We start from the raw sequence: 23475 nt of genomic DNA, 5'->3' as shown, positions 1-23475 counted from the left end.
CCCGAGCGCCCGCCCGCGGAGCGCGTGGTGGTGACGAGTCCCCGGACCGGCGCTCCCCGCCCCCGGAGGCCGTACCCTGCGTCGCGCGAGATCACCGAGCAGAGCCAGCTCGGCGCGCTGTACATGCGGTCGCTGATCCGCACCCAGCGCACGCTGGGGCTGCTGGTCGTCGGCCTGGTGGCGGGCGGGCTGGCGGCGCTGCCGCTGGTGTTCACGTTCGCGCCGTCGGTGTCGCGGTTCCAGGTGCTCGGCATCGGGCTGCCGTGGGTGCTGCTCGGGGTCGTGGTGTTCCCGGTGTTCGTGCTGGCGGGCTGGTTCTACGTGCGGCAGGCGGAGCGGAGCGAGCGCCAGTTCGCCGAGCTGGTCGAACGGTCGTGAACAACACCTACGGTGTCGTCGCCGTGCTGGTGGTCGCGCTGGGCACGATGCTGGTCGGCGCGTACGGGCTGCGGATCTCGCGCACCACGTCGGACTTCTACGTCGCCTCGCGCACGGTGTCGCCGTGGTGGAACGCGTCCGCGATCGGCGGCGAGTACCTGTCGGCGGCGTCGTTCGTGGGCATCGCGGGCCTGATCTTCGCCCACGGCCCGGACATGCTGTGGTTCCCGGTCGGCTACACCGCGGGCTACCTCGTGCTGCTGGCGCTGGTCGCGGCGCCGCTGCGGCGGTCGGGCGCGTACACGCTGCCGGACTTCGCCGAGGCCAGGTTCTCCTCGCCCGCCGTGCGGAGGGTCGCCAGCGGCATCGCCATCGCCATCGCGTGGCTGTACCTGCTGCCGCAGTTCAAGGGCGCGGGCCTGACCCTGCACACGGTCACCGGCGCGCCGGACTGGCTGGGCGGGCTGATCGTCGCGCTCGTGGTGACGGTGAACGTGATCTCCGGCGGGATGCGCAGCATCACGTTCGTGCAGGCGTTCCAGTACTGGCTGAAGCTGACGGCCATCGCCGTGCCGGTGGTGTTCCTGCTCCTGGCCTGGCAGGCGCACGGCGGCCAGCGGCTCAACGCGCCCGAGTACCCGGTGTTCCGCCAGGAGACCACGGTCGACTTCGACACCACGACGGTGGTCCACGCCGACAGCGACGTGGCGTTCGCGGGCCGGGGGCTGGTCGACGGGCAGCGGATCGAGGGCGACGGCCTGACGCTGACGGCGGGCGACCACACGATCTCGGCGGGCAGCTCGTTCGTGTTCCCGGCGGGCGCGACCGTGCCGCACCTGGAGTCGCTGCCGCACACCACGAACGCGAACTGGGCGCTGCCGATGTCCGAGGGCGGCGAGTTCCCGCTGTACGCGGTGTACTCGCTGATCCTGGCGACGTTCCTGGGCACCATGGGCCTGCCGCACGTGATCGTCCGCTTCTACACCAACCCGAACGGCAGGGCCGCGCGCCGCACGACGCTGATCGTGCTGGGGCTGCTGGGGATCTTCTACCTGATGCCGCCGCTGTACGGCGTGCTCGGCAGGCTCTACACGCCCGAGCTGCTGCTGACCGGCGACACCGACGCGGTGGTGCTGGTGCTGCCCAGCCGGATGATCGAGGGTCTCGGCGGGCAGCTGCTGGGGGCGCTGGTCGCCGGGGGCGCGTTCGCCGCGTTCCTGTCCACGTCGTCCGGGCTGATGGTGTCGCTCGCGGGCGTGCTGAGCCAGGACGTGCTGAAGATGCGCGGGGTGCGGGGGTTCCGGATCTCCGCCGGACTGGCCGCGCTGGTGCCGCTGGCGATGACCTTGCTGGTGAGCGGGATCCCGGTCGCCGACATGGTGGGTCTCGCGTTCGCCGTGGCCGCGTCGTCGCTGTGCCCGCTGCTGCTGCTGGGGATCTGGAGCACGCGCATCACCACGGTCGGCGCGGTCGCCGGGATGCTGGCGGGCGGGCTGCCCGCGCTGGCCGCGGGGATAGTCACGATCAGCGCCCGCACCAGCGACCAGTGGTTCCACGTGTTCCTGTCGCGGCCCGCCGCGTGGACCGTGCCGCTGGGGTTCGTGGTGATGTACGCGGTGTCGCTGATGACGCCCGGCAAGGTGCCCCCGAACGTCAACCGGGTCATGGTCCGCCTGCACGCGCCCGAGAACCTCGGGCTGGAGACGAACGAGGAACCGTCCATGAGCGAACTCCGCAGACGAGGCGAGACGTGACCGGTTTGCTGGCGGTGGGAGCGATACTCCTGGTCGGGGCCTCGATCGTGTTCGTGCTGTGGCGGGGGTCTGGTCCTCGGCAGGACTTCCTCACCGAGGCTCAGCGGATCACGTTCGAGACGCTGCACACCGCGTGGTCGGCGGCTCCCCCGCTGCGCGCCGGGCTGGTGCCCGAGGCGGCGAAGAAGTCGGCCCGCCACCTGCGCACGCTGCTCGACACCCCCGCGCTCGCGCTGACCGACGAGGTCGAGGTGGTCGCGTGGGAGGGCATGGGGGGCCACCACTCCGTGGACACCATGCGGCTCGCGCAGGAGGTGTTCAGCACCGGCCGCACGCGCGCGTTCGACATCGGCTGCACGCTGCCCGACTGCCCGGTGCAGATCGCCGTCGTGGCGCCGCTGACCGTCGAGGGCCACGTGGTCGGCGTGCTCGCCGCCTACAGCCGGGAGGCGTCGGCGGGGCTGGTCCGCGCGACGAACGAGGTCGCGCGCTGGGCGTCGGGCCAGCTGGAACTGGCCGAGCTGGACCGCTCGCGCACCCGGCTCGTCGAGGCCGAGGTGCGGGCGCTGCGGGCGCAGATCTCGCCGCACTTCATCTACAACTCGCTCAGCGCCATCGCGTCGTACGTGCGGACGAACCCCGAGCGCGCCCGCACGCTGCTGCTGGACTTCGCGGACTTCACCCGGTACTCGTTCCGGCGGCACGGCGACTTCACCACGCTGGCGGAGGAGCTGAAGTCGATCGACCAGTACCTCGCGCTGGAACGGGCCCGGTTCGGCGAGCGGCTGACCGTGACGCTCCAGATCGCGCCCGAGGTGCTGTCGGTGACCGTGCCGTTCCTGTGCCTGCAACCGCTGGTGGAGAACGCCGTGCGGCACGGCATGGAGGGCAAGGTCGAGCCGGGCCACATCCAGATCCTCGCCGCGGACGCGGGGGCCGAGGCGCACATCACCATCGAGGACGACGGGATCGGCATGGACCCCGACGCGCTGCGGCGCACGTTGGCGGGGCAGGTCGACGAGACGGCCGGGATAGGGCTGGGGAACATAGACGAGCGGCTGAGGCGCTTCTACGGCGACGACTACGGCCTCGTCGTGGAGACCGCCCAGGGGCTCGGCACGAAGATCAGCGTCCGCTTCCCGAAGTACCAGCACGGCCTGCACGCGTAGGACCGGCGGCGGCCGTGGTCGGGCACGGGTCAGGCGGCGGCCGTGGGGACGTCGAGCGCGAGGAGTTCGGCGCCCGCGGCGCTGAGGTGCGCGGGGACCCACTGGCCGAACGGCGCGGCGGTGGCGGGCTGGATGAAGCCCGCGTGGACGAGCAGGCGGGCCGCGGGCTGGTCGCAGCAGGAGAGCTTGTCGACGCGGAAGTCCGGCTCGCTGCTGGACGTGAGCTCGACGCGTCCGGCGGCGGTGGCGCGGAGCAGGGCCAGTGCGCGGTGTGACAGAGGACTGTCGGGGTCGGTGAACATCGGGTTCCTCCTGGGGGTCTCGCTGGATGAACGTGGTGGGGCTCGGTCCGGTTCAGTCCTCGGCGGAGCCGGACCGGCCACCACGTTCATCCGACGGTCAGGAGCCCGTCTTCGTTCCGCGGCGCTCGGCCGCCTCCAGGACCGCGTGGACCCACTCGTTCTCGTCGCCCGCGGCCTGCCGGTCCATGGCGGCGCGGCGCAGGCGCAGCCAGAGGCCCGCGTCGGTCCATTCCTGGAAGCGGCGGTGCACGGTCGGGACCGTGACGCCGAAGCTGGACGGCAGGTGCCGCCACGCGCAGCCGCTGGTCAGGACGAACACGATCGCGGTGAAGATGGCGCGGTCGGACACGCGGCTGCGGCCACCGCCCTGGCGCCGGATCTTGACCGGCGGGATGAGCGGTTCGACCAGGTTCCACAGCGCCGCGGGCACGAGCCGGGCGGCGAGCAGTTCGGTCACGTCGCCGCGCGGGGCGGCGGCCGGGGCCTGCTCGGGGGTCTGGCGCAGCCAGGGCTCGGGCCGGGCCGCCTGGGCGCGCTGGCGGGTGCGCAGCAGCGTGGACAACGCGGCTTCCTCGGCCGGGGTGCGGCGTCGAGGTGGCGGATAGCCGTACTGCTGCTGCTGCGCGGTGCGGGTGATCTCGGCGCTGACCGTCCGGCTGAACGGCGTGGCGGCGCCGCGGATGGCGGGCGGCGCCTGACGGGCCAGCCGGGGGTCGGGGGTTCGTGCGAATTGGGACTCGGACATCTGGTCCTCCGCCGGGGTGGTTGCGATGTGATCACCGTAGGAAGCCGGATGACTACCGGATAGGTGGTTTAGGGACCCGTAAGGCTGAGCGGACCCGCCTAGCGTTACGCGGTGTAGGGGTATGAGTTCAACGGGCTATGATCTGCGACGAACGGATGAACGGTCATTTTCACAGGCTGAAAACGCTCCTGGCGCCGCGATCGACGGTCTTCACCCGCGTTCGACGGTCAGACGGGTGCGCCGCGGCGCCGATCCCGCGCCCTCGTCCTGGTCGGCCGGTGCCGTGGACCGCGGTGATGCGCGTCGGAGGTCGCCGGTCACCGCACTAGGGGTCTACGGGGTATCGGAGTTGGACGTCGGGAACGGTTAAGGTCGGAGTCGTGACCCGCACGCCGAGACTGCTCGCCACCAGCGATCTGCACGTGACGTACCAGGAGAACCGGGACTTCGTCGCGGCTATCGAGGCACCGTCCCCCGACGACTGGCTGATCGTCGCGGGCGATGTCGGGGAGAAGTTCCACGACATCGAATGGGCCCTCGACCTGCTGCGGAAGCGGTTCGCCAAGGTGATCTGGTCGCCGGGCAACCACGAGCTGTGGACGACGAAGGACGACGCGGTGCAGGCCCGCGGCGAGGTCCGCTACAAGCAGATCGTCGAGATGTGCCGGAGCATCGACGTCGCGACCCCCGAGGACCCCTACCCGGTCTTCGAGGCCTCCGCCGAACCGCTGGTCGTCGCCCCCCTGTTCACGCTGTACGACTACACGTTCCGCCCCGAGGGCACGTTCGACCAGGTCTCGGCGCTGGCGAAGGCCCACGAGGCCGGTGTGGTCTGCACGGACGAGTACTTCCTCTTCCCCGACCCGCACCCCAGCCGCGAGGCGTGGTGCGAGTCCAGGATCGTGGAGACCGAGCGCAGGCTGTCCGAGGTCGACCCGGCGCTGAAGACCGTGCTGATCAACCACTACCCGCTCGTCCGCGAGCCGACGAGGGTGCTGCGCTACCCCGAGTTCGCGCTGTGGTGCGGCACCGAGCGCACCGCCGACTGGCACCTGCGGTTCAACTGCGCCGAGATGGTCTACGGCCACCTGCACATCCCCCGCACCACGCGCCACGACGGCATCCGCTTCGACGAGGTGTCGCTCGGCTACCCGCGCGAGTGGAAGCCGAGGGGCTACACCGGCGCCCGGCTGGTGGACGTGCTCCGCGAAGGGGACGCCCGGTGATCACCGACCTGCTGCCGAGCCCGATCGCGGCCGTGAACCGCTTCGACGACCCCGAGGGCGTCGAGCTGTTCCCCGAGGAGCTGGCGCTGCTGGAGAAGTCGGTCGAGAAGCGCCGCAAGGAGTTCACGACCGGCCGCTTCTGCGCCCGCACCGCGCTCGCCCAACTCGGCTTCCCCCCCGTCCCCGTGCTGCCCGGACCGAAGCGCGAACCGGTCTGGCCGGACGGCGTGGTGGGCAGCATCACCCACTGCACCGGCTACCGCGCCGCCGCCGTGGCGAGGGTGGGCGACTTCCGCTCCATCGGCATCGACGCCGAGCCGAACGCCCCGACGCCGAAGGGCGTGCTGGAGGCCATCGCCGTCCCGGCCGAACTGGCCAGGATGGACGGTCTGCGCGCCTCGGGCGACAAGGTCAGCTGGGACCGCCTGCTGTTCAGCGCCAAGGAGTCCGTCTACAAGGCGTGGTTCCCGCTGACCCGCCTGTGGCTGGGGTTCGAGGACGCCGACGTGACCATCGACCCGGACGCGGGCACGTTCAGCGCCCGCATCCTCATCGAGCCCCCGGTCGTGGACGGCGAGCCCCTGACCGGGTTCACCGGGCGCTGGCTGGCCAGGGACGGGTTTGTGATCACCTCGATCGCGGTACCCGCCTGACCGACTCCTGGTGCACAGTGTCCGGGTGCCGCGAACTTGAGGAGCCAGCATGGGTGACGACGTAGCCCGCCACGAGTTCACCCGCGAGGACCGCACCCGGTACCGCACGAAGGTCAGGCGCTGCCTGGACGTGTTCGCCAGGATGCTCCGCGAGTCCCGGTTCGAGTTCGAGCGGCCCATGACGGGCCTGGAGATCGAGCTGAACCTCGTCGACGAGCAGGGCGACCCCGCCATGCGCAACGCCGAGGCGCTGGAGGCCATCGCCGACCCGGACTTCGTGACCGAACTGGGCCAGTGGAACCTGGAGATCAACGTCGCCCCGCGCCAGCTCGCGGGCGGCGGGATCACCGCGTTCGAGGAGACCGTCCGCTCCAGCCTGAACGAGGCGGAGCACAAGGCGCGCGAGGTCGGCGCGCACATGACCATGATCGGCATCCTGCCGACCCTGCGCGCCGAGCACATGGCCATCGACGCCCTGTCGGTCAACCCCCGGTACGCCCTGCTGAACGAACAGGTGCTGGCCGCGCGCGGCGAGGACCTCCAGATCGGCATCGACGGCATCGAGCGCCTCAACATGACGGCGGACTCCATCGTCCCCGAGGCGGCCTGCACGAGCACCCAGCTCCACCTCCAGGTCAGCCCGGACCAGTTCGCGGACTACTGGAACGCCGCCCAGACCATCGCGGGCGTCCAGGTGGCGGTGGGCGCGAACTCCCCGTTCCTGCTGGGCAAGGAGCTGTGGCGGGAAACCAGGATCGCGCTCTTCCAGCAGTCCACCGACACCAGGGGCGACGAGCTCAAGGAACAGGGCGTGCGCCCGAGGGTCTGGTTCGGCGAACGCTGGATCACCTCGATCTTCGACCTGTTCGAGGAGAACGTCCGCTACTTCCCGGCCCTCCTCCCGATCGTGGACCCGGAAGACCCGTTGCAGGTCATCGACCGCGGCGACACCCCGTCGCTGTCGGAACTGAGGCTCCACAACGGGACCGTCTACCGCTGGAACCGCCCCGTCTACGACGTCGTCAAGGACAAACCACACCTGCGCGTGGAGAACCGCACCCTCCCAGCGGGCCCGACGGTGGTGGACACCCTGGCCAACGCGGCCTTCTACTACGGCCTGGTGAGGGTGCTGGCCGAGAGCGAACGTCCACTGTGGTCCCAGATGTCGTTCAGCGCGGCCGAGGAGAACTTCCTGGCGGGGGCCAAGAACGGCATGGACGCCCAGGTCTACTGGCCAGGCCTGGGAACGGTGCCCGTGGCGGAACTGGTGCTGCGCCGCCTGCTCCCCATGGCCTACGAAGGTCTGGACCGCTGGGGCGTGGACCCGCGGGAACGGGACCGCCTGCTGGGCGTCGTGGAACAGCGCTGCCTGACAGGGGTCAACGGCGCGACCTGGCAATCACGAGCCTTCCACCGCCACTACGACAACACCAGCCTGGACCGGGTGGAAGCACTGCGCCTCATGCTCCGCACCTACCGAGACCTCATGCACAGCAACGAACCGGTCCACTCCTGGCCCATCACCTGACGAACCAGCGGACCCGGCCCCACCACGAGCCGAAGGCCCGCCAGGGTCACCCCTGGCGGGCCCCCAACCCCTCTACCTAAGCGGTCGGAAAGTCGTCAGCGGTGCGCATCCGATCCCGGACCCACACACCGGCGGGCTTCAGCGGCCCGGTCCCCGTGAACGAGTTCCCAGCACAGGTACCGGTCTTGAACACCGCCCCGGACCTGAAGTCGTCCGAGAAGTTCCAGTTGGTCCACCCGATCTTCTTGGACGCCAGGAAGTCCAGGTACTTCTGCGACTGCGTGAAGTTGTTCGTCCCGTCACCGGACGCGGTCTGCGTCCCGAACTCCGTGATGAAGATCGGGATCCGGTCCGCCGCACGGGACAGCGCGTTGAAGTACTCGTCCCCGTGAGACGCGGCGTAGAAGTGGAACGTGTACATGAAGTTCGTGGCGTTGATCGGGTTGTTGATGATGTCGGCCTCGGTGCGCCCGTCGGAGATGCCGAACGACCCCCACCCGTGCGTCCCCACGAACACCACGCCATCGGGATCCTGAGCCCGGATCACCGGGATCATCGTCTCCGCGTACGACTTGATCCGCGCCCACGAAACCCCGTTCGGCTCGTTCGCGATGTCGTAGATGATGTTCGTCTTGTCCTTGTGCCGCGAGGCGATCTCCGTGAAGAACGTCCGCGCGAGCGCCGTGTTGGCGTTCGGGTCACCGGGGGTCAGCTGGTGCCAGTCCACCAGCGCGTACATCCCGCGCTTGGTGGCCTCCTCGATGTACCCGTGCACGAGGTCCGTGTACTTGCGCGGGTCCGACTCGTAGCCGCCCTCCTGCACGTACATCGCGATCCGCAGGATGTCGGCGCCCCAGTCGGTGGCCAACGCGTCCAGCGACGCTGGCTTGACGCAGCTCGCGTACCACTGGATGCCGTGCGTGCTCATGCCGCGCAACTGGATCGGCTTGCCGTACTGGTTGCACAGCTTCACGCCGCACACCTTGAGCTGGCCGTTGACGTCGGCGGGCCTGCCGGAGGGCGCGACGGCACCGGAATCCACGTCCAGCCGGTCGAGGTTCGGCCCGCCCGCGGCGGTGGTGGACACGGCCTTGATCTTGTTGACGCCCGCGGCCAGCCGCACCGAGGCGGTCTTCGTGGACCACGTGGTCCACGCGCCGGTGCCGCCGAAGGCGAGTTCGTCCACGGCGAGGGAGCCGTTGACGGTGACGTCGACGGGCCTGCCGGTCGCGGTGCCGTTGGCGTACCGGAAGCTCAGCGTCGCGGCGCCCGCGGTGGGGGCGTTGACGGTGAACTCCACGGCGCTGCCGACGGCGTTGTCGACGTTGACGAAGCCGCTGCCGGTGAACCCGGCGTGGTTGGACTCGACGAGCCCCAACGTGACGGTCGCGCTTTCCGCCTGGTACTCGGTGACCGCGAGAGCGCCGACGCCGCTCGCCACGGCGGGGGCGGCGGGTGCCGCAAGTGTCGGCGCGGCCGGTATCACCAGCGACGCGGTGATGACCGCGGCGCCGAGCCAACGGGGACGGATAGCCACAGGGAGCCTCCCACTCGGGAACGGGTGATCAGGTGGCGGCAGCCTGATTGGTTAAGAAACTTTCCTATCAGTGTGTTCAGCATCTCACCATCACCCGTGGGCTCCCGTCAACGCCCAATTCGGACTTAGCGGTCGAGCGCGCAGGCCAGATCCGCGTCGACGGCTCCCCTGTTCCACGCCGAGACCAGCTCGGACAGCAGGACGGGCCACGGCACCGCGGCCATCACGCGGCGGTGCACGAGGAGCACGAGCTTCCCGGACCGGTCCGGGCCCGCGTCGAACCACAGCACCCGGAACAGCGCGGAACCCGGCTCGCGGGAGACCGCGGCGACCTCCGCCTCCGCGCGGCGGACGAGAGCCCCGCCCGTCAGCTCCGGGGCGGGGATCCGCCGCACCTCGCACGTCGCACCGCGCTCGCGGAGTTCGTCGTGGCGGTCGAACACGTCGCGGACGGCGGCCGTCAGCCGTCGTTCGCCCAGTCCCGCGCGGACCTGCACTGTCATGGACTCGAACACCGGGGCACCCTTGGACGAAGAGTTAGGTTAGGACAGCCTAACTCACGGCTGCGGGGCGTCCACGAAGTGGACCTCGTAGCCGAGGGCGCGGAACATGCCGTCGAGCATCTTCCTGGTGTTCTCGTCCGCCTTGGCCTGCAAGCCGGACTCCTTGGCGGCGTCGGAGATCTTCTGCTCCGCGGCCACGTAGAACGGCTGCTGGTCCGCCGCCTGCACGACGCTGGTCAGCCGGTCGAGCAGCCCCCGCTCCTGGGCGAACACGTAGCTGCGCTCGTGGTTGATGTTCGGCTTGTCGAGCTGGGGCTTCGGCAGCGCGATGTCCACCGTCTTCTTCTCCTGCGACACCGTCATCGAGTCCTCCGCGAGACCGCCGAAGTCGACGTAGGCGTTGACCGTGCCCGCGGAGACGAACAGGGTCCGCTGCCCCGCCAGCACGTCCGGCACGAACCGCACGTCCTTCTCGATGTCGATCACGACCTGGTAGTCGCCCGAGGCGGCGTGGTACTGGCTCAGGTCCTTGATCGACCGCAGCAGCGCGGGCTGGCTGCGGTCGACCGTGTCGGTGCCGAAGGGGTTGAGCTTGGGCAGCACGCCGACGAGCTGGAGCGCCGCGGCGGCCACCACCACCAGGCACACCGCCACGACACCGCGGAACGCCCACCGCGACCCGGACCGCCAAGGAAGCTTCATGCCAGCGGGGGTACCCCTCCCGAACCGGGGTTAGGCGGGGCCGAACGGGGGTATCAGTAGTTGTCGCCGCCGAAGAAGACCTCTTCGAGCCGGTCGGCGGTACCCGCCAGCAGCGACAGCGGGTCGACGAACTCGTGGATGTCCAACGTCTCCAGCGGCAGCGAGTGGCGCAGCACCACGTGGTCCCCCATGATCGCCGCGCCGGAGGCGATGGAGGACTTGCCGACCTCCTCCAGGAACCCGCGGAGGTCGCACCGCGCGGCCAGGCCGACGGGGGAGGCGATCTGCACCCACTCGTGCTTCTCGTCCAGCACCTCGCGCACCAGGATGACGACCTGCGTCCGCTCGTCCTCCTCGTCCAGGTGCTGGAAGTCGAACAGGATGCGGATCTCGTCGGTCTCCTCGGAGATCACGTCGTACTGGTCGCGGACGTACGCCGCGAGGTCTCCCCACGTTGCCATGCCGCCAGTTTAGGGCGGTTCGCCGCGGCCAGGGCCCACAATCCGGCCGTCACGACGGCGATCACCTCCGTGAACACCAGGAGCCGTTCGACGTACCCGATCGGGAACACCCGCCACCACGCCGCGCCACCGGAAGCGTGCACCAGCACGGCGTACAGCAGCGGTGAGAACGCCGCCACCGACAGGACCCCGAGGCCCAGCGTCCACCGGGCGTGGCCGCCCCAGGTCGAATCCCGCACCCACGGCCGGGCCAGCGCGATGGCGGCGATCGGCAGGCTGACGAACGCCAGGAGGCTGGCGGCGCGGTGGATGCTGCCGCTGGAGGACGTCGTCGGCAGCGACCAGTCCTGCTTGGGGAACGCCACGACGAGCGCGAGTCCCAGCGACCACAGGGACAGCGCGACGGCGCCGGTGGAGCACCAGCGGGTGATGCCGCGGTGCACCAGCACCGCCACGATGACCAGGGACCCGGCCGCCAGCAGCGACACGGCGACCTCGAAGATCCACGCGTTGGCGCCGAGCCCGTACTGGCTGATGGTGCGGCGCAGTTCGCCGGGCCGCTGGAGCGCGTTGCGCACGTCCAGCGAGCCGATCATGGCGATGGTGGTCAGGACGGCGGCCAGCCCGCCCACGGCGACCACACGGGAGAGGGCGCTCGTTCTCGTCAGCTCTGCGGTCGTCACGACCGGCAGAACGCCCGGACCGGACACGGGGTTCCGCGCTTCAGCAAACCATCAGGATCCCCTAGCCGCGCGACCTGGCCAGCCTCAGCGCCACGACGGCCGCCACCGCGAGCCCTCCCGTCAGCCACGGCAGGGACGCGCCGACGACCAGCGACCCCGCGGCGAGCGCGCCCGCGACCCCGGCCGCGACGGCGACCCGCGGTCCCACCCGATCACCGTCACCCATCCGCCACGCCCCCGCTTGCTGATCACCCTGCCTCGTCACCGTATCGCATGACATGTGCAACAAAGACCATGTTGGGCCGTGCGACGAGCCCTACCCCCACATGTAGTATCCAACGCGCTGATGGTTCACCCGCGGTCCGACCGCGGGTGAGGCAAGAGGGAATCCGGTGCGAATCCGGAGCTGCCCCGCAGCGGTGAGCGGGAACGACCGCCGTCATGAAGCACTGGACGCGAGTCCGGGAAGCGACGGCCAGTAGGTCCGCCGGCGAGAGCCGGAGTGCCCGCGAGTCCGAAGACCTGCCACCAGCGTGCGCGCGGCCTGCGCGCACCACCCCGGTGCCCCGAGGGAGGGCGCGCGCGGACGGCTGTCGGCACCCCGGTGCCGCGCTGCCTCGCGCCGCTCCCACCCCCGGTCGCCGGGTGTCCACCGAGCTCGCGAGGAGAGAGCCGTGAAGTCGCACCCCAGCCCCGACGGCTGACCCTCCGCGCACCCTCGTCCCCGACCGTCGAGCACCGCTCGCCGGGCGCTCCCGCACGCCCTCGACCCCCGTGGAGAGTCATGCCCCTGACAGGTTCACCCGTTCAAGTCCCGGTGATCGGCCGCGACGGAACGGTGTCGCAGTTCGACCCGACGAAGATCGCCACGGCCGTGGCGAAGGCCTTCCACGCCGTCGAAGGAGCGGAGAAGGCCGGTTCGCAGCGGGTGCGCGAACTGGTCGCCGAGATCACCCGCCAGGTCGGGGAGAAGCTCCTCGGGCAGGCCGGACCGGACCGCGGCGTGCACGTCGAGCAGATCCAGGACCAGGTCGAACTCGTGCTCATGCGCGACGGGCACCACGGGGTCGCCCGCGCCTACGTGCTGTACCGCGAGGAGTGCGCGAAGGCCCGCTCGGCCCAGCCCGCCACCACCCCCGTGCGGCCGTCGCTGACCGTGCGGCACCCGGACGGCCGGGTCGAGCCGCTGGACGACGACCGGCTCGAGCTGGTCGTCTCCGAGGCGTGCGCCGGACTGCCCGCGACGTCGGCCGAAGCCGTGCTGGCGGAGACCCGCCGCAACCTCTACGACGGCATCACCCGCGCCGAGCTGGCCGTCGCGCCCGTCCTGTCCGCGCGCACGATGGTCGAGATCGATCCGGACTACTCGCTGGTCAGCGCCCGGCTGCTGCTGGACGGGCTGCGCGGGGAGGCCCTGACGTTCCTCGCGGGCGAGGACGACGAGGCCAACCACGCCGAGATGTCGGTGCGCTACCCGGACTACTTCGCCGCCTTCGTGCGGCGCGGGGTCGAACTGGGGCAGCTCGACCCGCTGCTGGAGGAGTTCGACCTGGCCCGGCTCGGCGCGGCCCTGCTGCCCGACCGCGACCTGGCGTTCCAGTTCCTCGGGTTGCAGGTGCTCTACGACCGGTACTTCCTGCACAGCGACGAGAACCGCTACGAGCTGCCGCAGGCGTTCTTCATGCGCGTGGCGATGGGTCTCGCGCTGCGCGAGGACGACCGCGAGGCGCGGGCGGTCGAGTTCTACGAACTGCTGTCGTCGTTCGACTTCATGTGCTCCACGCCCACGCTGTTCAACGCGGGCACCACCCGGCCCCAGCTGTCGTCGTGCTTCCTGACGACGGTGGACGACGACCTCCAGGGCATCTTCCACGGGATCAGCAACAACGCGCTGCTGTCGAAGTTCGCCGGCGGGCTGGGCAACGACTGGACCCCGGTCCGCGGGATCGGCGCCCACATCAAGGGCACGAACGGCAAGTCGCAGGGCGTGGTGCCGTTCCTGAAGATCGTTAACGACACCGCCGTCGCGGTGAACCAGGGCGGCAAGCGCAAGGGCGCGGTGTGCGCGTACCTGGAGACGTGGCACATCGACGTCGAGGAGTTCCTCGACCTGCGCAAGAACACCGGTGACGAGCGCCGCCGCACGCACGACATGAACACCGCGAACTGGGTGCCGGACGAGTTCGTGCGCCGCGTCCGGTCCGGTGGCGACTGGACCCTGTTCTCCCCCGACGAGGTCCCGGACCTGCACGACCTGTTCGGCGACGCGTTCGCCGCGCGGTACCGGGAGTACGAGGCCGCGGCGGACCGCGGCGAGGTGAAGGTGTTCCGGCGGCTCAGGGCCGCCGACCTGTGGCGGCGGATGCTGACCATGCTGTTCGAGACCGGGCACCCGTGGATCACGTTCAAGGACCCGTGCAACCTGCGGTCGCCGCAGCAGCACTCCGGTGTCGTGCACTCGTCCAACCTGTGCACCGAGATCACGCTGAACACCGACCTCGACGAGGTCGCGGTCTGCAACCTCGGGTCGGTGAACCTGGCCCGGCACACCGGCCCCGACGGGATCGACAGCGCGCGGCTGGAGAAGACCGTGCGGACCGCCGTGCGGATGCTCGACAACGTGATCGACGTGAACCACTACACGATCCCCGAGGCCCGGCGGGCGAACATGCGGCACCGGCCGGTCGGGCTGGGGCTCATGGGGTTCCAGGACGCGCTGTTCGCGCTGCGGATCGCGATGGGGTCGGACGCGGCCGTGGAGTTCGCGGACCGGAGCACGGAGGAGATCAGCTACTACGCGATCTCGGCGTCGGCGGACCTGGCGGCCGAGCGCGGGGCGTACGAGTCCTACGAGGGTTCGCTGTGGTCGCGGGGGATCCTGCCGTTCGACTCGATCTCGCTGCTGGCCGCCACCCGCGGCGCCGACCTGGAGCTGGACCGGTCGTCCGCCCTGGACTGGGCGCCGGTGCGGGAGCGGGTGCTCGCGGTGGGGATGCGGAACTCGAACGTGATGGCCATCGCGCCCACGGCGACGATCGCGAACATCTGCGGCGTGAACCAGTCGATCGAGCCGCTCTACCGCAACCTGTACGTGAAGTCGAACATGTCGGGCGACTTCACCGTCGTGAACCCGGACCTGATCCGCGACCTGAAGGCGCGCGGCCTGTGGGACGAGGTGATGGTGAGCGACCTCAAGTACTACGACGGCAGCCTGTCCCCGATCGAGCGGATCCCGGACGAGCTGAAGGCGCTGTACGCCACGGCGTTCGAGCTGGACTCGAAGTGGCTGGTCGAGGCTGGGGCCCGGCGGCAGAAGTGGATCGACCAGGCCCAGTCGCTGAACCTCTACATCGACCGGCCCAGCGGGCGGAAGCTCGACGAGCTGTACCAGCTCGCGTGGCTGCGCGGGTTGAAGACCACCTACTACCTGCGCTCGCAGAGCGCGACCCACGTGGAGAAGTCGACGCTGCGGGGCACGGACGGGAAGCTCAACGCCGTCTCCCCCGCCGGCGTGCCCGTGGCCACCGCACCGGCGATCGTCGCCGACGCGGGTGCGGCCGTCTGCTCCATCATCGATCCCGATTGCGAGGCCTGCCAGTGAGTTCGGACGTGTTCGCCAGCGCCGGTCCCATCGAGGTGGGCGCCGCCCGCGTCAGCGTCGACGACAAGGCGATGATCAACTGTCGGGCGGACGTGAACCAGCTGCTGCCGTTGAAGTACCACTGGGCCTGGGAGAAGTACCTGGCCGGGTGCAACAACGCGTGGATGCCCACCGAGGTGTCGATGCAGGCGGACATCTCGCTGTGGAAGTCGGCCGACGGTCTGACCGAGGACGAGCGGCGGGCGATCAAGCGGAACCTCGGGTTCTTCGCCACCTCGGAGTCGTTGGTGGCCAACAACATCGTGCTCGCGGTGTACCGGCACCTGACCAACCCGGAGTGCAGGCAGTACCTGCTGCGGCAGGCGTTCGAGGAAGCCGTCCACACGCACACGTTCCAGTACGTCTGCGAGTCGCTCGGCCTGGACGACGGCGAGCTGTTCAACATGTACCGGGAGATCCCGTCGATCACGGACAAGGCCGCGTGGGCGCTGAAGTACACGCGGCACCTGGAGGACCCGTCGTTCTCGACCGGGACGCCGGACCGCGACCAGGCGTTCCTGCGGGACCTGGTGGCGTTCTACGTGGTGTTCGAGGGCATGTGGTTCTACACCGGGTTCGCCCAGATCCTGTCGCTCGGGCGGCGGAACAAGATGGTGGGGATCGCGGAGCAGTACCAGTACATCCTGCGGGACGAGTCGATCCACCTGAACTTCGGCATCGACGCCATCAACCAGATCAAGATCGAGAATCCCCACCTGTGGACGGCCGAGTTCCAGGAGGAGATCCGGACGATGCTGGTGGAGGGGTGCGAGCTGGAGATCGCCTACGGGCGGGACACGATGCCCCGCGGGCTGTTGGGGTTGAACGCCGAGCTGTGCGAGCGGTACATGCACTTCATCACTAATCGGCGGTGCGCGCAGTTGGGGCTGGAGGCGGTGTTCCCGGTGACGGAGAACCCGTTCCCGTGGATGTCGGAGATGATGGACCTGAAGAAGGAGAAGAACTTCTTCGAGACCCGGGTGATCGAGTACCAGAACGGCGGGTCCCTGGAGTGGTGAGGCGCTGAGACTGACCGTCGGTTCCGGCCGGGGGTAACCGCCGGTTCCAGCGGGGTGTGGTCGATGTGACCTGGGGTTCTTGGCCTTGAAATTTGTCGGCTGGCAGCGTCGCACCTGCCGTTTGGGCCGACAAGGGCCACAAGAGGGGCTCCAAGTCACATCGACCACACCCACGACGCGACCCGCAGTGGGTCCGGACCCGCCTTCACGGTCAAGGTCCCAACTTCTCCAGGTACGCCGCCCGACTGCTCTCGATCCCCCTCGTCACGTCCAGCACCTCCACGCTGCTCCCCGCCGCCAACTCCGACTTCGCGACCGTCGTCGACTCCTCGAAGTGCGCCCGCAGCAGGGTGCGCAGCAGGTCGTCGAACGCCTGTCCGGTCGCGTTCGTCAGCTTGGCCAACTCGTCCGCCGTGACCATGCCCGGCATGTCGTGCCCCTCGTGCATGTTCAAGTACGTCCTCCCGGCGTCCGTCAACGCCCCGCGCAGCCGCTCCAGCTCCCTCTGGTGCCCCTCCTGCACCTCGGTGGCCAGGCTGACCAGCGCCGGATCCACCCCCTCGCGCTCCTTCGCCAGCGCCAGGACCGGGAGCAGCGTCTCGTCCTGCGGAATCGCCAGTTGGACGTACGCCGCGTCGGTCTCGCTGAAGCTCCCCGGTGCCGCCGCCGCACTGCTGCCGGTACTGCTGCTACCGCCGCTCGGCGGGGAACTGGAGTGGACGTGGTCGGTGTGGGGTTCCTGCTGAGCGGTGCAGGCCGTCAGCAGGAGCAGGGCCAGCAGGGGGGCTGCCGCGCGGAGCATGTGGTCACTCCTTGATCGGGTCAGGCGGACTGGCGTACCACCAGTGTCGGTTCGAACACGACCGCGCTCACCGGGCGGTCCGGTCGTTCTACGCGGCCCAGCAGGAGTCGGGCCATTTCCGCCGCCATGTCCTCCACCGGCTGTCTCACCGTGGTGAGCGGTGGGTCGCAGGCGAGGGCGGGACTGCTGTCGTCGAAGCCGATCACGGCGATGTCGTCGGGCACGTGGAGGCCGTGGCGCCTGAGCACCGGGAGCGCGCCGTGGGCCATGAGGTCCGACGCGATGAAGATGCCGTCCACGTCGGGACACCTGGTCAGCAGTTCCTCCATGGCCGTGGCACCGCCCTCGTGGGTGAAGTCGGCCTCCACCGCCACCACGTCGTGGTAGCCGCGTTCGGCCATCGTGGTGCGGAAACCCGTCAGCCTGTCCTGCGCGGCCGTCGTGCTGACCGGGCCGGTGATGGTGGCCACCCGGTAGCAGCCCCGGTCCGCGAGGTGGTGGGCCGCCAGGGAGGCGCCCGCCAACTGGTTGACGTCCACGTAGGTGATGGGCATCGGCCGGACCGGTCTGGCGGCCAGCACGACCGGCAGGTTGCTGTCCGTCAGGAGCTTCGGCAGCGGGTCCGCGCCGTGGGTGTGGATGAGGATGACACCGTCCAGCCTGCCCTGGCGGAGGTCCGCCACCACCTGCTGGTGGGTGCCGGAACCCGCGCTGGTCAGCACCAGCTGCACGCCCAGCGGTTGGGTCACGTCCATGACGCCGCCGACGACCCGGCCGAAGTACGGGTCGCCGAGCATCCTGCCCTCGTCCGGGAGGACCAGGCCGATGGCGCCCGCCCGCCTCGTGACCAGCGACCTGGCCGCGCGGTTGGGCGTGTACCCGGTGGCGACGATGGCTCGGGTGACGAGTTCGCGCAGCTCCTCGTCCACCGTGGAGACGCCGTTGACCACGCGGGACACGGTCGCGCGGGACACGCCCGCCACGCGCGCCACCTCTTCCAGGGTGACCGGGGCCGGGGTGGTGCGGGGGTCTGGCACGTCTGCCTTTATACCGTTCTTCAAGGATCACCCGGTCCTCGTGGCGTTCGCAGTCCTGAGTGGACGCCGCGCGGCTCCGGGATCGGGACCCCGGAGCCGCGCGGTGGTCGTGGCAGGTCTCGCCTACTGGTAGACGCGGACGTAGTCGACGAGCATGCGCTGCGGGAAGACGGAGGTGGCGTCCGGAGGTCCGGGCCAGTCACCGCCCACCGCGTTGTTGAGGATGATGAAGAACGGGCGGTCGAAGACCCACGGGCCCCTGGTCGCCTCCACCGTCGCCTTGTCGATCGTGATGACGGGGATGTCGTCGATGGTGAACTTCATGCCCTTGCTGTCCCAGTCCACCGCGAACTTGTGGAACGCGCTCGCGAAGTCCGCGCCACCGGGCAGCGCGTACATCTGCCCGATGCCACCGCCGCCGAAGTACGACGGGCCGTGGATGGTCTGGTAGGCGGTGTTGGGTTCGCGGCCGAGGTGCTCCATGATGTCGATCTCGCCGCTGTTCGGCCACGGGGTGCCGTTGTCCAGGATGTTGGCGCCCAGCATCCAGAACGCGGGCCAGATGCCCTTGGTGCCCGAGACCTTGATGTTGGCCTCGACCCTGCCGTAGGTCCAGGTGGCCTTGCCGTGGGTGATGAGCCGCGACGAGGTGTACTGGCAGGTGCCGCTGCCGCTGACCGGGTCGACCGGGCAGGACGAACCGGGCGTGACCTCGCGCCTGGCCTCCAGCACGAGGTTGCCCGCGCCGTCGGTGAACGCGTTGTTGTTGTTCGTGTAGTACTGGAGTTCGGCGTTCTGGCCGGTGCCGACCTCGGGGCGCCACTTGTTCGAGTCCGGCTTGGTGCCGTTGCCGGTGTTGAACTCGTCGGACCACACGAGCTGCTTCGGGTTGCGCGGGTCCGGCGGGATCACCGGCTGCGGGTTCGGCGCGCCGCCGGTCCCCCACACCTGGAACTCCCAGAGCGAGTAGCCGTAGGGCGAGCCGCGGCCGGTGCCGTACATGCGCACGAACCTGCCGCTGCCGCTGACGGTGAGCGTCTGCTTGAAGCCGGTGCCCGTCGTCGTGGAGTAGATCGACGTCCAGTCACCCGTGCCGGTCGGCGACACCTGGACCTGGAAGGACTTGCCGTAGGCCGGGTCCCACTGGAGGACGACCTTCTTGATCTGCGCGGTCGCGCCGAGGTCGACCTGGATCCAGCCGGGGTCGACCCAGCCGACGTCGGTCGCGGTGGCCCACCGGGTGCTCGGGTCGAAGTCGAACGCCTTGTCGACCGTGCAGCCCGTGCAGTTCGGGTCGTTCTGCTGGGTCGACGCGGTGCCGGGCTTCTTGTACGACAGCAGCACGTCCGTGCCGGGGTCGGGCGGGTTGCCCGTGTCGGTGCTGGTGCGCACCGCGAACTCCCACAGCGACGCGCCCCACTGCGTGGCGCGGGCCGTCGTGTGCACGCGGATGTAGCGACCGCTGCCGGTGAAGGTGACGTTCTGGACACCACCGGTGCTGGTCGTCGTCGAGTAGACCGAGGTCCACCCGTCGGTGCCGTTGGCGGACACCTGGATCTGGTAGGCCGTCGCGTAGGCGGCCTCCCAGTTCAGCGTGGCGCCGCAGACGTTCTGCGTGCTGCCCAGGTCGACCCGCAGCCACTGCGGGTCACCGGGTGCGCTCGACCAGCGCGTGCCGTTGTCGCCGTCCACCGCCGAGGAGGCGACGAACGGGCTGCCGACCTCGACGGAGGACGCCGTGGCGGGCTTGCCCTGGGCGGCGTTGGTGGTGCCGCAGACGGGCGCGGCGCTGGCGGGCACGAGGGGCACGGCCACCGCGCAGGCGGTCAGGACGGCCGTGAGGGCGGCTACCAGCCTGCCGCGGTGCCGCGGTCCTCTGGAAGCGGGTGGTTGCATCACATCTCCATTGATCGTCGCAACAGGACGGACGGCGTGGCTCAGGGTCGGCCGTCGACACCGCACTTGATGATGGGGTTGATGCAGTCGCGCACGCGGCGCAGCATCTCGGCCTCGGGCCAGGCGTTGAAGAAGTCGCCGTGCATGGTGAACCCGGCTCCCGAGGACAGGCGGAACCCGGCCGGGTTGCCGCTGATCGGGTACCGGACGACCTGGCGCAGCTTCGGCACCGGAACCGGGTGGGTCGACGGGCAGTCGCCGTTCACCGGGTAGGCCATGTGGCTCTTGTGGTCGGCCGAGTCGAGGTCGCGGCCGTTCCAGCACTGCGGGAAGTCCAAGTAGGACTCCAGCTGGGTGCCCGCCGGGCACTCCACGAAGTTCTTCGACGGGTTCACGTGGCCCGCGTGCAGGCACGACCAGCGCGAGTTGGTGCTGTCGTCGGGCTGGGTCGCCTTGGCGTTGCCCGCGACGATCCGCAGGCCGAGCGGCAGCGGCTGGATGCGCGCGATCACGTCGTCGCGCACGCCCTCGCCCAGGTAGTAGAAGGTCGGCGGGTCGGGCGTGACCACCTGGTTGTTGTTGTAGAAGTCCGGGATCCAGTACGAGGAGAGGTCGAGGGCCGGGCTGCAGTTGCTGTTCGCGGCCAGCAGGCTGTTGACGTCGCTGAACGCGTTGGTCGACGTGTTGCCGAAGAACGCGTGCATGTGCGAGCCGCCGGGCAGGCGCGGGGCGACGATCGGGTCGTCGGGCAGGCGGTGGCTGAACGGGCAGGACGCGAGGAACTCCGCGACCCGCACGATCGGCCCGTTCGGCGGGGTCGACGGCGGCGCGCCGGAGCGGGTGCCGAAGACCTGGAACTCCCAGAGCGAGACGCCCCACTGGGTGGCCCTGGTGATCGCCTCGACCCGCACGTACCTGCCGGAGCCGGAGACGGCGTGGGTCTCGGTCCCGCCGGTGCCGCCGGTCACCGTCTTGAGCGTGGTCCAGCCGTCCGCGCCGTTCGCGGAGGTCTGGAGGCGGTAGGAACTGGCGTAGGCGTTCTCCCAGTTCAGCGTGATCTGGCTGATCGTGGAGGTCGAGCCGAGGTCGACGCGGAGCCACTGGCCGTCCTGCGCGGCGCTGGACCAGCGGGTGCCGCCGTTGCCGTCCACCGCGGCGGGGGCGAGGGTCCCGCCGTTCTCGGAGGAGGAGGCCGCCGCGGTGGCGCCTTGGGACAAGAGGTCAGGGGCGGCGGTGGCGGTGGACGTGCCGACGTAGAGAGCGGACGCGGTGAGGCCCGCGATGGCCAGGCCTGCGAACAGACCTCGCCATCGGGTGGGCGCACGGCGAATCGTGAGTGCCACGACTCTCCTTTCGCAGGGGGGAGCGGGGCGTCCCCGGAGCTGGGCTTGGCTGGCACCGGGGACGGCCCTGGGAGGTTACGGGGAGGTTTCAGGAGAGCGCTCTCTCAGCGGACGCTAGAACTGGGGTGGGTGGGTGTCAAGGAATACCGGGAGTTCCGGTCCAAGTCCGGGTGGTGAGGTGAGGTCTGCGGGGAACAGACCGGAGAGCGCTCTCTCGCGGGGCGCGGGGTGAGATCTGGTGGGTGCCTGTTTCGGCGGAACTGGTGGCCGTGGGTCCCGGCGGGCTTGGCCGCGAGGGCTGGCAGGCCTGGTGGCCGCGAGTCTCAGCGAACCTGGTGGTCCCGAGTCCGAGCAGGCCTGGTGGCCGCGAGTGCCGGTAGGCCTGGTGACCTCGAGTGCCAACGGACCTGGCCGCGAGTCCCAGCAGGCCTGGTGGCCGTGAGTCCCAGCGGACCTGGCCACGAGTCCCAACGGAGCTGGTGGCCGTCAGACCCAGCGGATCCGGTAACAGCGAGCACCGGCAGACCTGGTAGCCGCGAGTCCCAGCGGTGGTGGCCGATTTGACTCGGGGACCCCTCGATTTGACCCCGTGATCGGGCTAAGGGGCAGGTGGTGTCAACCTGCCCGATCTACCAGGGCAAGGGTCAAATCCTCCGAGCAAAATCGGCCACGGCCACGGCGGCGTGCGCTGGTTTTGTCCTGCTTTTGTTTTAGATTTTTGCCGCTGGGGGTAGGTTGTCGTCGCTGGCTACTGGCCATTCCATGGGGTTTGGGCCCAGTTTTGCCAGCTCTGCTACCTGTAGGCGGCACCAGGGGGAGATGTCTCTGGTGCCGTTCAGCACTTCTTCTGCGAAGGTGTGCCAGGGGACCCATTCCGTGCTGTCCACCTCGGCCGGGTTGGGAGTTGGGGTGCCGATCACCGTGCCTCTGAACACTGGGCACATTTCGTTCTCCACTACGCCGTTTGGCATTTCTGCTCGGTAGCGGAATTCCGGGAGGATCAGGTCCACCTGTTTGATTTCGGGTAGGCCCAGTTCGTCTTTGAGTCTGCGCAGGACGCTGTCCGTCATCTTCTCGCCTGGGGCTGGGTGGCCGCAGGCCGTGTTCGTCCAGATGCCCGGCCAGGTCTTCTTGTGCAGTGCTCTGCGGGAGAGGAGGGTGCGGCCCTGGTCGTCGAAGAGGTAGCTGGAGAACGCCAGGTGCAGTGGGGTGTCCGCGTGGTGCACCTCGGCCTTGTCGGCCAGGCCGATCTGGTTGCCTGCCTCGTCCAGCAAGAGGACCTGTTCCGTCGTCACGCCGGACACCTTGCCACATGGCCGCGCGCCGGTAAGTCCCTCGAATGGCTTCCGCGAAAGCCCTGGTCGGCGGGGGTGGTTGGGCCTGCCGGGTGATGGGTCGCACGTTCGGGGACGTCGTGGTGCCAGCGGGCGTGCGCTGGTGCGGGTGTCAATCCGCTGATGGTGGTGGGCTCGCGCCCCGACCCGGTGGTCGGGGCGCGAGTGCGGGAGCCGTCAGCAGCCGCCGCAGTTGTAGAACGTGACGTCCCAGTGGTTCGACTCCTTGAAGTAGACGTTGCCGGAGGCCGCGCGCCACTTGTTGCCACCGATGGAGGTGAAGGTGCCGGTGATGTAGTTGGTGATGCAGGTGCTGAGGCGGAAGTCGAGCTTGTAGCCGTTCCAGTGGCTGTAGGTGCCGCTGGCGTGACCGGTCTCGGTGCCGCCGGTGATGTGCAGGGCGCACCCGCTGGCGCGCTTGAGGACGCCCGCGCCCTGGATCGAGGCGAGGTTGACCTGGTCGAACGAGGTGCAGGTGGGGTTGTTGCGGTTGCTGCAACCGCCGCTGGACGACCAGGTGATCCCGGCGGAGGTGAGGCGGCCGGCCGCGTCGCCGTGGGACAGCTTGGTGACCTGGGCGCTGACGTCGGCCTGGGCGACCGAGGTGCCGGCCACCAGGGCCACGACGGCCAGGACGAGTGTCGAGAGCATGCGGGCAAGGCGCACGATGTTCTCCCTCAGTTGGTTATTTCCCGGCTCCTACCGGGATGCGAGGGAGTCTGGTGGGCGCACCGCGCCGTGGACAGGCACTGCCTTCGGGGGC

Annotated in this window: 21 protein-coding genes, 1 pseudogene and 1 riboswitch; of the genes and pseudogenes, 8 read left to right on the top strand and 14 right to left on the bottom strand. The window is 69.8% G+C overall.

Annotation, left to right across the window (positions count from 1 at the left end):
• Window positions 1–30: 30 nt before the first annotated feature.
• The 3 genes from AC156L_RS07345 to AC156L_RS07335 are packed head-to-tail and all read left to right on the top strand — an operon-like array spanning window position 31 to window position 3301.
• Window positions 31–378, top strand: coding sequence for a DUF485 domain-containing protein (locus AC156L_RS07345; RefSeq protein ID WP_330882205.1), 348 nt, complete (start codon window positions 31–33; stop codon window positions 376–378).
• Window positions 375–2132, top strand: coding sequence for a sodium/solute symporter (locus AC156L_RS07340; protein WP_330882203.1), 1758 nt, complete (start codon window positions 375–377; stop codon window positions 2130–2132). The genes AC156L_RS07345 and AC156L_RS07340 overlap by 4 nt, the downstream gene beginning before the upstream one ends.
• Window positions 2129–3301: a histidine kinase gene (locus tag AC156L_RS07335; RefSeq protein WP_330882201.1), complete on the top strand. Its 1173-nt coding sequence runs from the start codon at window positions 2129–2131 to the stop codon at window positions 3299–3301. Before AC156L_RS07340 ends, AC156L_RS07335 begins: the two co-directional genes overlap by 4 nt.
• Before the next feature lie 29 nt (window positions 3302–3330).
• On the opposite strand, the gene AC156L_RS07330 is transcribed toward AC156L_RS07335, so the two are convergent.
• Window positions 3331–3603: a hypothetical protein gene (locus AC156L_RS07330; protein ID WP_330882199.1), complete on the bottom strand. Its 273-nt coding sequence runs from the start codon at window positions 3601–3603 to the stop codon at window positions 3331–3333.
• 100 nt (window positions 3604–3703) lie between these two features.
• Window positions 3704–4060 (bottom strand): annotated as a pseudogene (locus tag AC156L_RS07325) (transposase); the annotation flags it as partial.
• 668 nt (window positions 4061–4728) lie between these two features.
• On the opposite strand from AC156L_RS07325, the gene AC156L_RS07320 reads away from it, so the two are divergent.
• Genes AC156L_RS07320 through AC156L_RS07310 form a run of 3 tightly spaced genes read left to right on the top strand, consistent with a single transcriptional unit; the run spans window position 4729 to window position 7755 of the window.
• Window positions 4729–5574 carry a metallophosphoesterase family protein gene (locus AC156L_RS07320; protein WP_330882197.1) on the top strand — a complete coding sequence of 282 codons (846 nt, stop codon included), beginning with the start codon at window positions 4729–4731 and terminating at the stop codon, window positions 5572–5574.
• The gene (locus tag AC156L_RS07315; RefSeq protein WP_330882195.1) at window positions 5571–6227 is read left to right on the top strand and encodes a 4'-phosphopantetheinyl transferase family protein; all 657 of its coding nucleotides are present in this window, start codon (window positions 5571–5573) and stop codon (window positions 6225–6227) included. Before AC156L_RS07320 ends, AC156L_RS07315 begins: the two co-directional genes overlap by 4 nt.
• A gap of 49 nt (window positions 6228–6276) precedes the next feature.
• The gene (locus AC156L_RS07310; protein ID WP_330882193.1) at window positions 6277–7755 is read left to right on the top strand and encodes a glutamate-cysteine ligase family protein; all 1479 of its coding nucleotides are present in this window, start codon (window positions 6277–6279) and stop codon (window positions 7753–7755) included.
• 76 nt (window positions 7756–7831) lie between these two features.
• Here the strand turns inward: AC156L_RS07310 and AC156L_RS07305 are convergent, their stop codons facing one another.
• The 6 genes from AC156L_RS07305 to AC156L_RS07280 all read right to left on the bottom strand — a co-directional run bounded on the left by AC156L_RS07305 (window position 7832) and on the right by AC156L_RS07280 (window position 11849).
• Window positions 7832–9292: a cellulase family glycosylhydrolase gene (locus AC156L_RS07305; RefSeq protein ID WP_330882191.1), complete on the bottom strand. Its 1461-nt coding sequence runs from the start codon at window positions 9290–9292 to the stop codon at window positions 7832–7834.
• A 125-nt stretch (window positions 9293–9417) separates the two neighbouring features.
• The gene (locus tag AC156L_RS07300) at window positions 9418–9795 is read right to left on the bottom strand and encodes a condensation domain-containing protein (protein ID WP_330882189.1); all 378 of its coding nucleotides are present in this window, start codon (window positions 9793–9795) and stop codon (window positions 9418–9420) included.
• A gap of 54 nt (window positions 9796–9849) precedes the next feature.
• Window positions 9850–10497 (bottom strand): DUF4230 domain-containing protein, encoded by a 648-nt coding sequence (locus tag AC156L_RS07295; protein WP_330882187.1) that lies wholly within the window; start codon window positions 10495–10497, stop codon window positions 9850–9852.
• Window positions 10498–10550: 53 nt separating this feature from the next.
• Window positions 10551–10958: a hypothetical protein gene (locus AC156L_RS07290; RefSeq protein WP_330882185.1), complete on the bottom strand. Its 408-nt coding sequence runs from the start codon at window positions 10956–10958 to the stop codon at window positions 10551–10553.
• Window positions 10907–11641: a DUF998 domain-containing protein gene (locus AC156L_RS07285; protein WP_330882183.1), complete on the bottom strand. Its 735-nt coding sequence runs from the start codon at window positions 11639–11641 to the stop codon at window positions 10907–10909. The genes AC156L_RS07290 and AC156L_RS07285 overlap by 52 nt, the downstream gene beginning before the upstream one ends.
• A gap of 61 nt (window positions 11642–11702) precedes the next feature.
• Window positions 11703–11849, bottom strand: a complete 147-nt coding sequence (locus tag AC156L_RS07280) for a hypothetical protein (RefSeq protein ID WP_330882181.1) — start codon at window positions 11847–11849, stop codon at window positions 11703–11705.
• A gap of 122 nt (window positions 11850–11971) precedes the next feature.
• Window positions 11972–12185: riboswitch (cobalamin riboswitch) on the top strand.
• Window positions 12186–12425: 240 nt separating this feature from the next.
• Here AC156L_RS07280 and AC156L_RS07275 point away from each other — a divergent pair.
• Together AC156L_RS07275 and AC156L_RS07270 are read left to right on the top strand one after the other, a co-directional pair.
• Window positions 12426–15242 (top strand): ribonucleoside-diphosphate reductase subunit alpha, encoded by a 2817-nt coding sequence (locus tag AC156L_RS07275; RefSeq protein WP_484406703.1) that lies wholly within the window; start codon window positions 12426–12428, stop codon window positions 15240–15242.
• Window positions 15239–16300, top strand: coding sequence for a ribonucleotide-diphosphate reductase subunit beta (locus AC156L_RS07270; protein WP_484406702.1), 1062 nt, complete (start codon window positions 15239–15241; stop codon window positions 16298–16300). Before AC156L_RS07275 ends, AC156L_RS07270 begins: the two co-directional genes overlap by 4 nt.
• Before the next feature lie 211 nt (window positions 16301–16511).
• On the opposite strand, the gene AC156L_RS07265 is transcribed toward AC156L_RS07270, so the two are convergent.
• The 6 genes from AC156L_RS07265 to AC156L_RS07240 form a co-directional block, all read right to left on the bottom strand.
• Window positions 16512–17102 carry a DUF305 domain-containing protein gene (locus tag AC156L_RS07265; protein WP_330882176.1) on the bottom strand — a complete coding sequence of 197 codons (591 nt, stop codon included), beginning with the start codon at window positions 17100–17102 and terminating at the stop codon, window positions 16512–16514.
• Window positions 17103–17122: 20 nt separating this feature from the next.
• On the bottom strand, window positions 17123–18139 hold the full coding sequence (locus AC156L_RS07260; RefSeq protein WP_330882174.1) for a LacI family DNA-binding transcriptional regulator: 1017 nt from the start codon (window positions 18137–18139) through the stop codon (window positions 17123–17125).
• Window positions 18140–18262: 123 nt separating this feature from the next.
• A complete protein-coding gene (locus tag AC156L_RS07255; RefSeq protein ID WP_330882171.1) occupies window positions 18263–20035 on the bottom strand; it encodes a discoidin domain-containing protein in 1773 nt (590 codons plus the stop codon).
• Window positions 20036–20076: 41 nt separating this feature from the next.
• Window positions 20077–21378 (bottom strand): DUF1996 domain-containing protein, encoded by a 1302-nt coding sequence (locus tag AC156L_RS07250; protein WP_330882169.1) that lies wholly within the window; start codon window positions 21376–21378, stop codon window positions 20077–20079.
• Between the two features lie 710 nt (window positions 21379–22088).
• Complete coding sequence (gene idi / locus AC156L_RS07245; RefSeq protein ID WP_330882928.1) at window positions 22089–22673, bottom strand: isopentenyl-diphosphate Delta-isomerase; 585 nt, start codon at window positions 22671–22673, stop codon at window positions 22089–22091.
• 216 nt (window positions 22674–22889) lie between these two features.
• A complete protein-coding gene (locus tag AC156L_RS07240; protein WP_330882925.1) occupies window positions 22890–23363 on the bottom strand; it encodes a hypothetical protein in 474 nt (157 codons plus the stop codon).
• Window positions 23364–23475: the final 112 nt, after the last annotated feature.

Source organism: Umezawaea sp., from assembly GCF_057122925.1.
Note: the sequence above shows the minus strand (reverse complement) of the source record. Positions and strands in the feature narration are given on the sequence as shown.

What these genes read in the sequence shown, in the direction of transcription:
- AC156L_RS07265 (WP_330882176.1), bottom strand. Translation starts at nt 17,102, where the DNA reads ATGCTCCGCGCGGCAGCCCCCCTGCTGGCCCTGCTCCTGCTGACGGCC.
- AC156L_RS07240 (WP_330882925.1), bottom strand. Translation starts at nt 23,363, where the DNA reads ATGCTCTCGACACTCGTCCTGGCCGTCGTGGCCCTGGTGGCCGGCACC.
- AC156L_RS07300 (WP_330882189.1), bottom strand. Translation starts at nt 9,795, where the DNA reads ATGACAGTGCAGGTCCGCGCGGGACTGGGCGAACGACGGCTGACGGCC.
- AC156L_RS07255 (WP_330882171.1), bottom strand. Translation starts at nt 20,035, where the DNA reads ATGCAACCACCCGCTTCCAGAGGACCGCGGCACCGCGGCAGGCTGGTA.
- AC156L_RS07330 (WP_330882199.1), bottom strand. Translation starts at nt 3,603, where the DNA reads ATGTTCACCGACCCCGACAGTCCTCTGTCACACCGCGCACTGGCCCTG.
- AC156L_RS07275 (WP_484406703.1), top strand. Translation starts at nt 12,426, where the DNA reads ATGCCCCTGACAGGTTCACCCGTTCAAGTCCCGGTGATCGGCCGCGAC.
- AC156L_RS07295 (WP_330882187.1), bottom strand. Translation starts at nt 10,497, where the DNA reads ATGAAGCTTCCTTGGCGGTCCGGGTCGCGGTGGGCGTTCCGCGGTGTC.
- AC156L_RS07310 (WP_330882193.1), top strand. Translation starts at nt 6,277, where the DNA reads ATGGGTGACGACGTAGCCCGCCACGAGTTCACCCGCGAGGACCGCACC.
- AC156L_RS07290 (WP_330882185.1), bottom strand. Translation starts at nt 10,958, where the DNA reads ATGGCAACGTGGGGAGACCTCGCGGCGTACGTCCGCGACCAGTACGAC.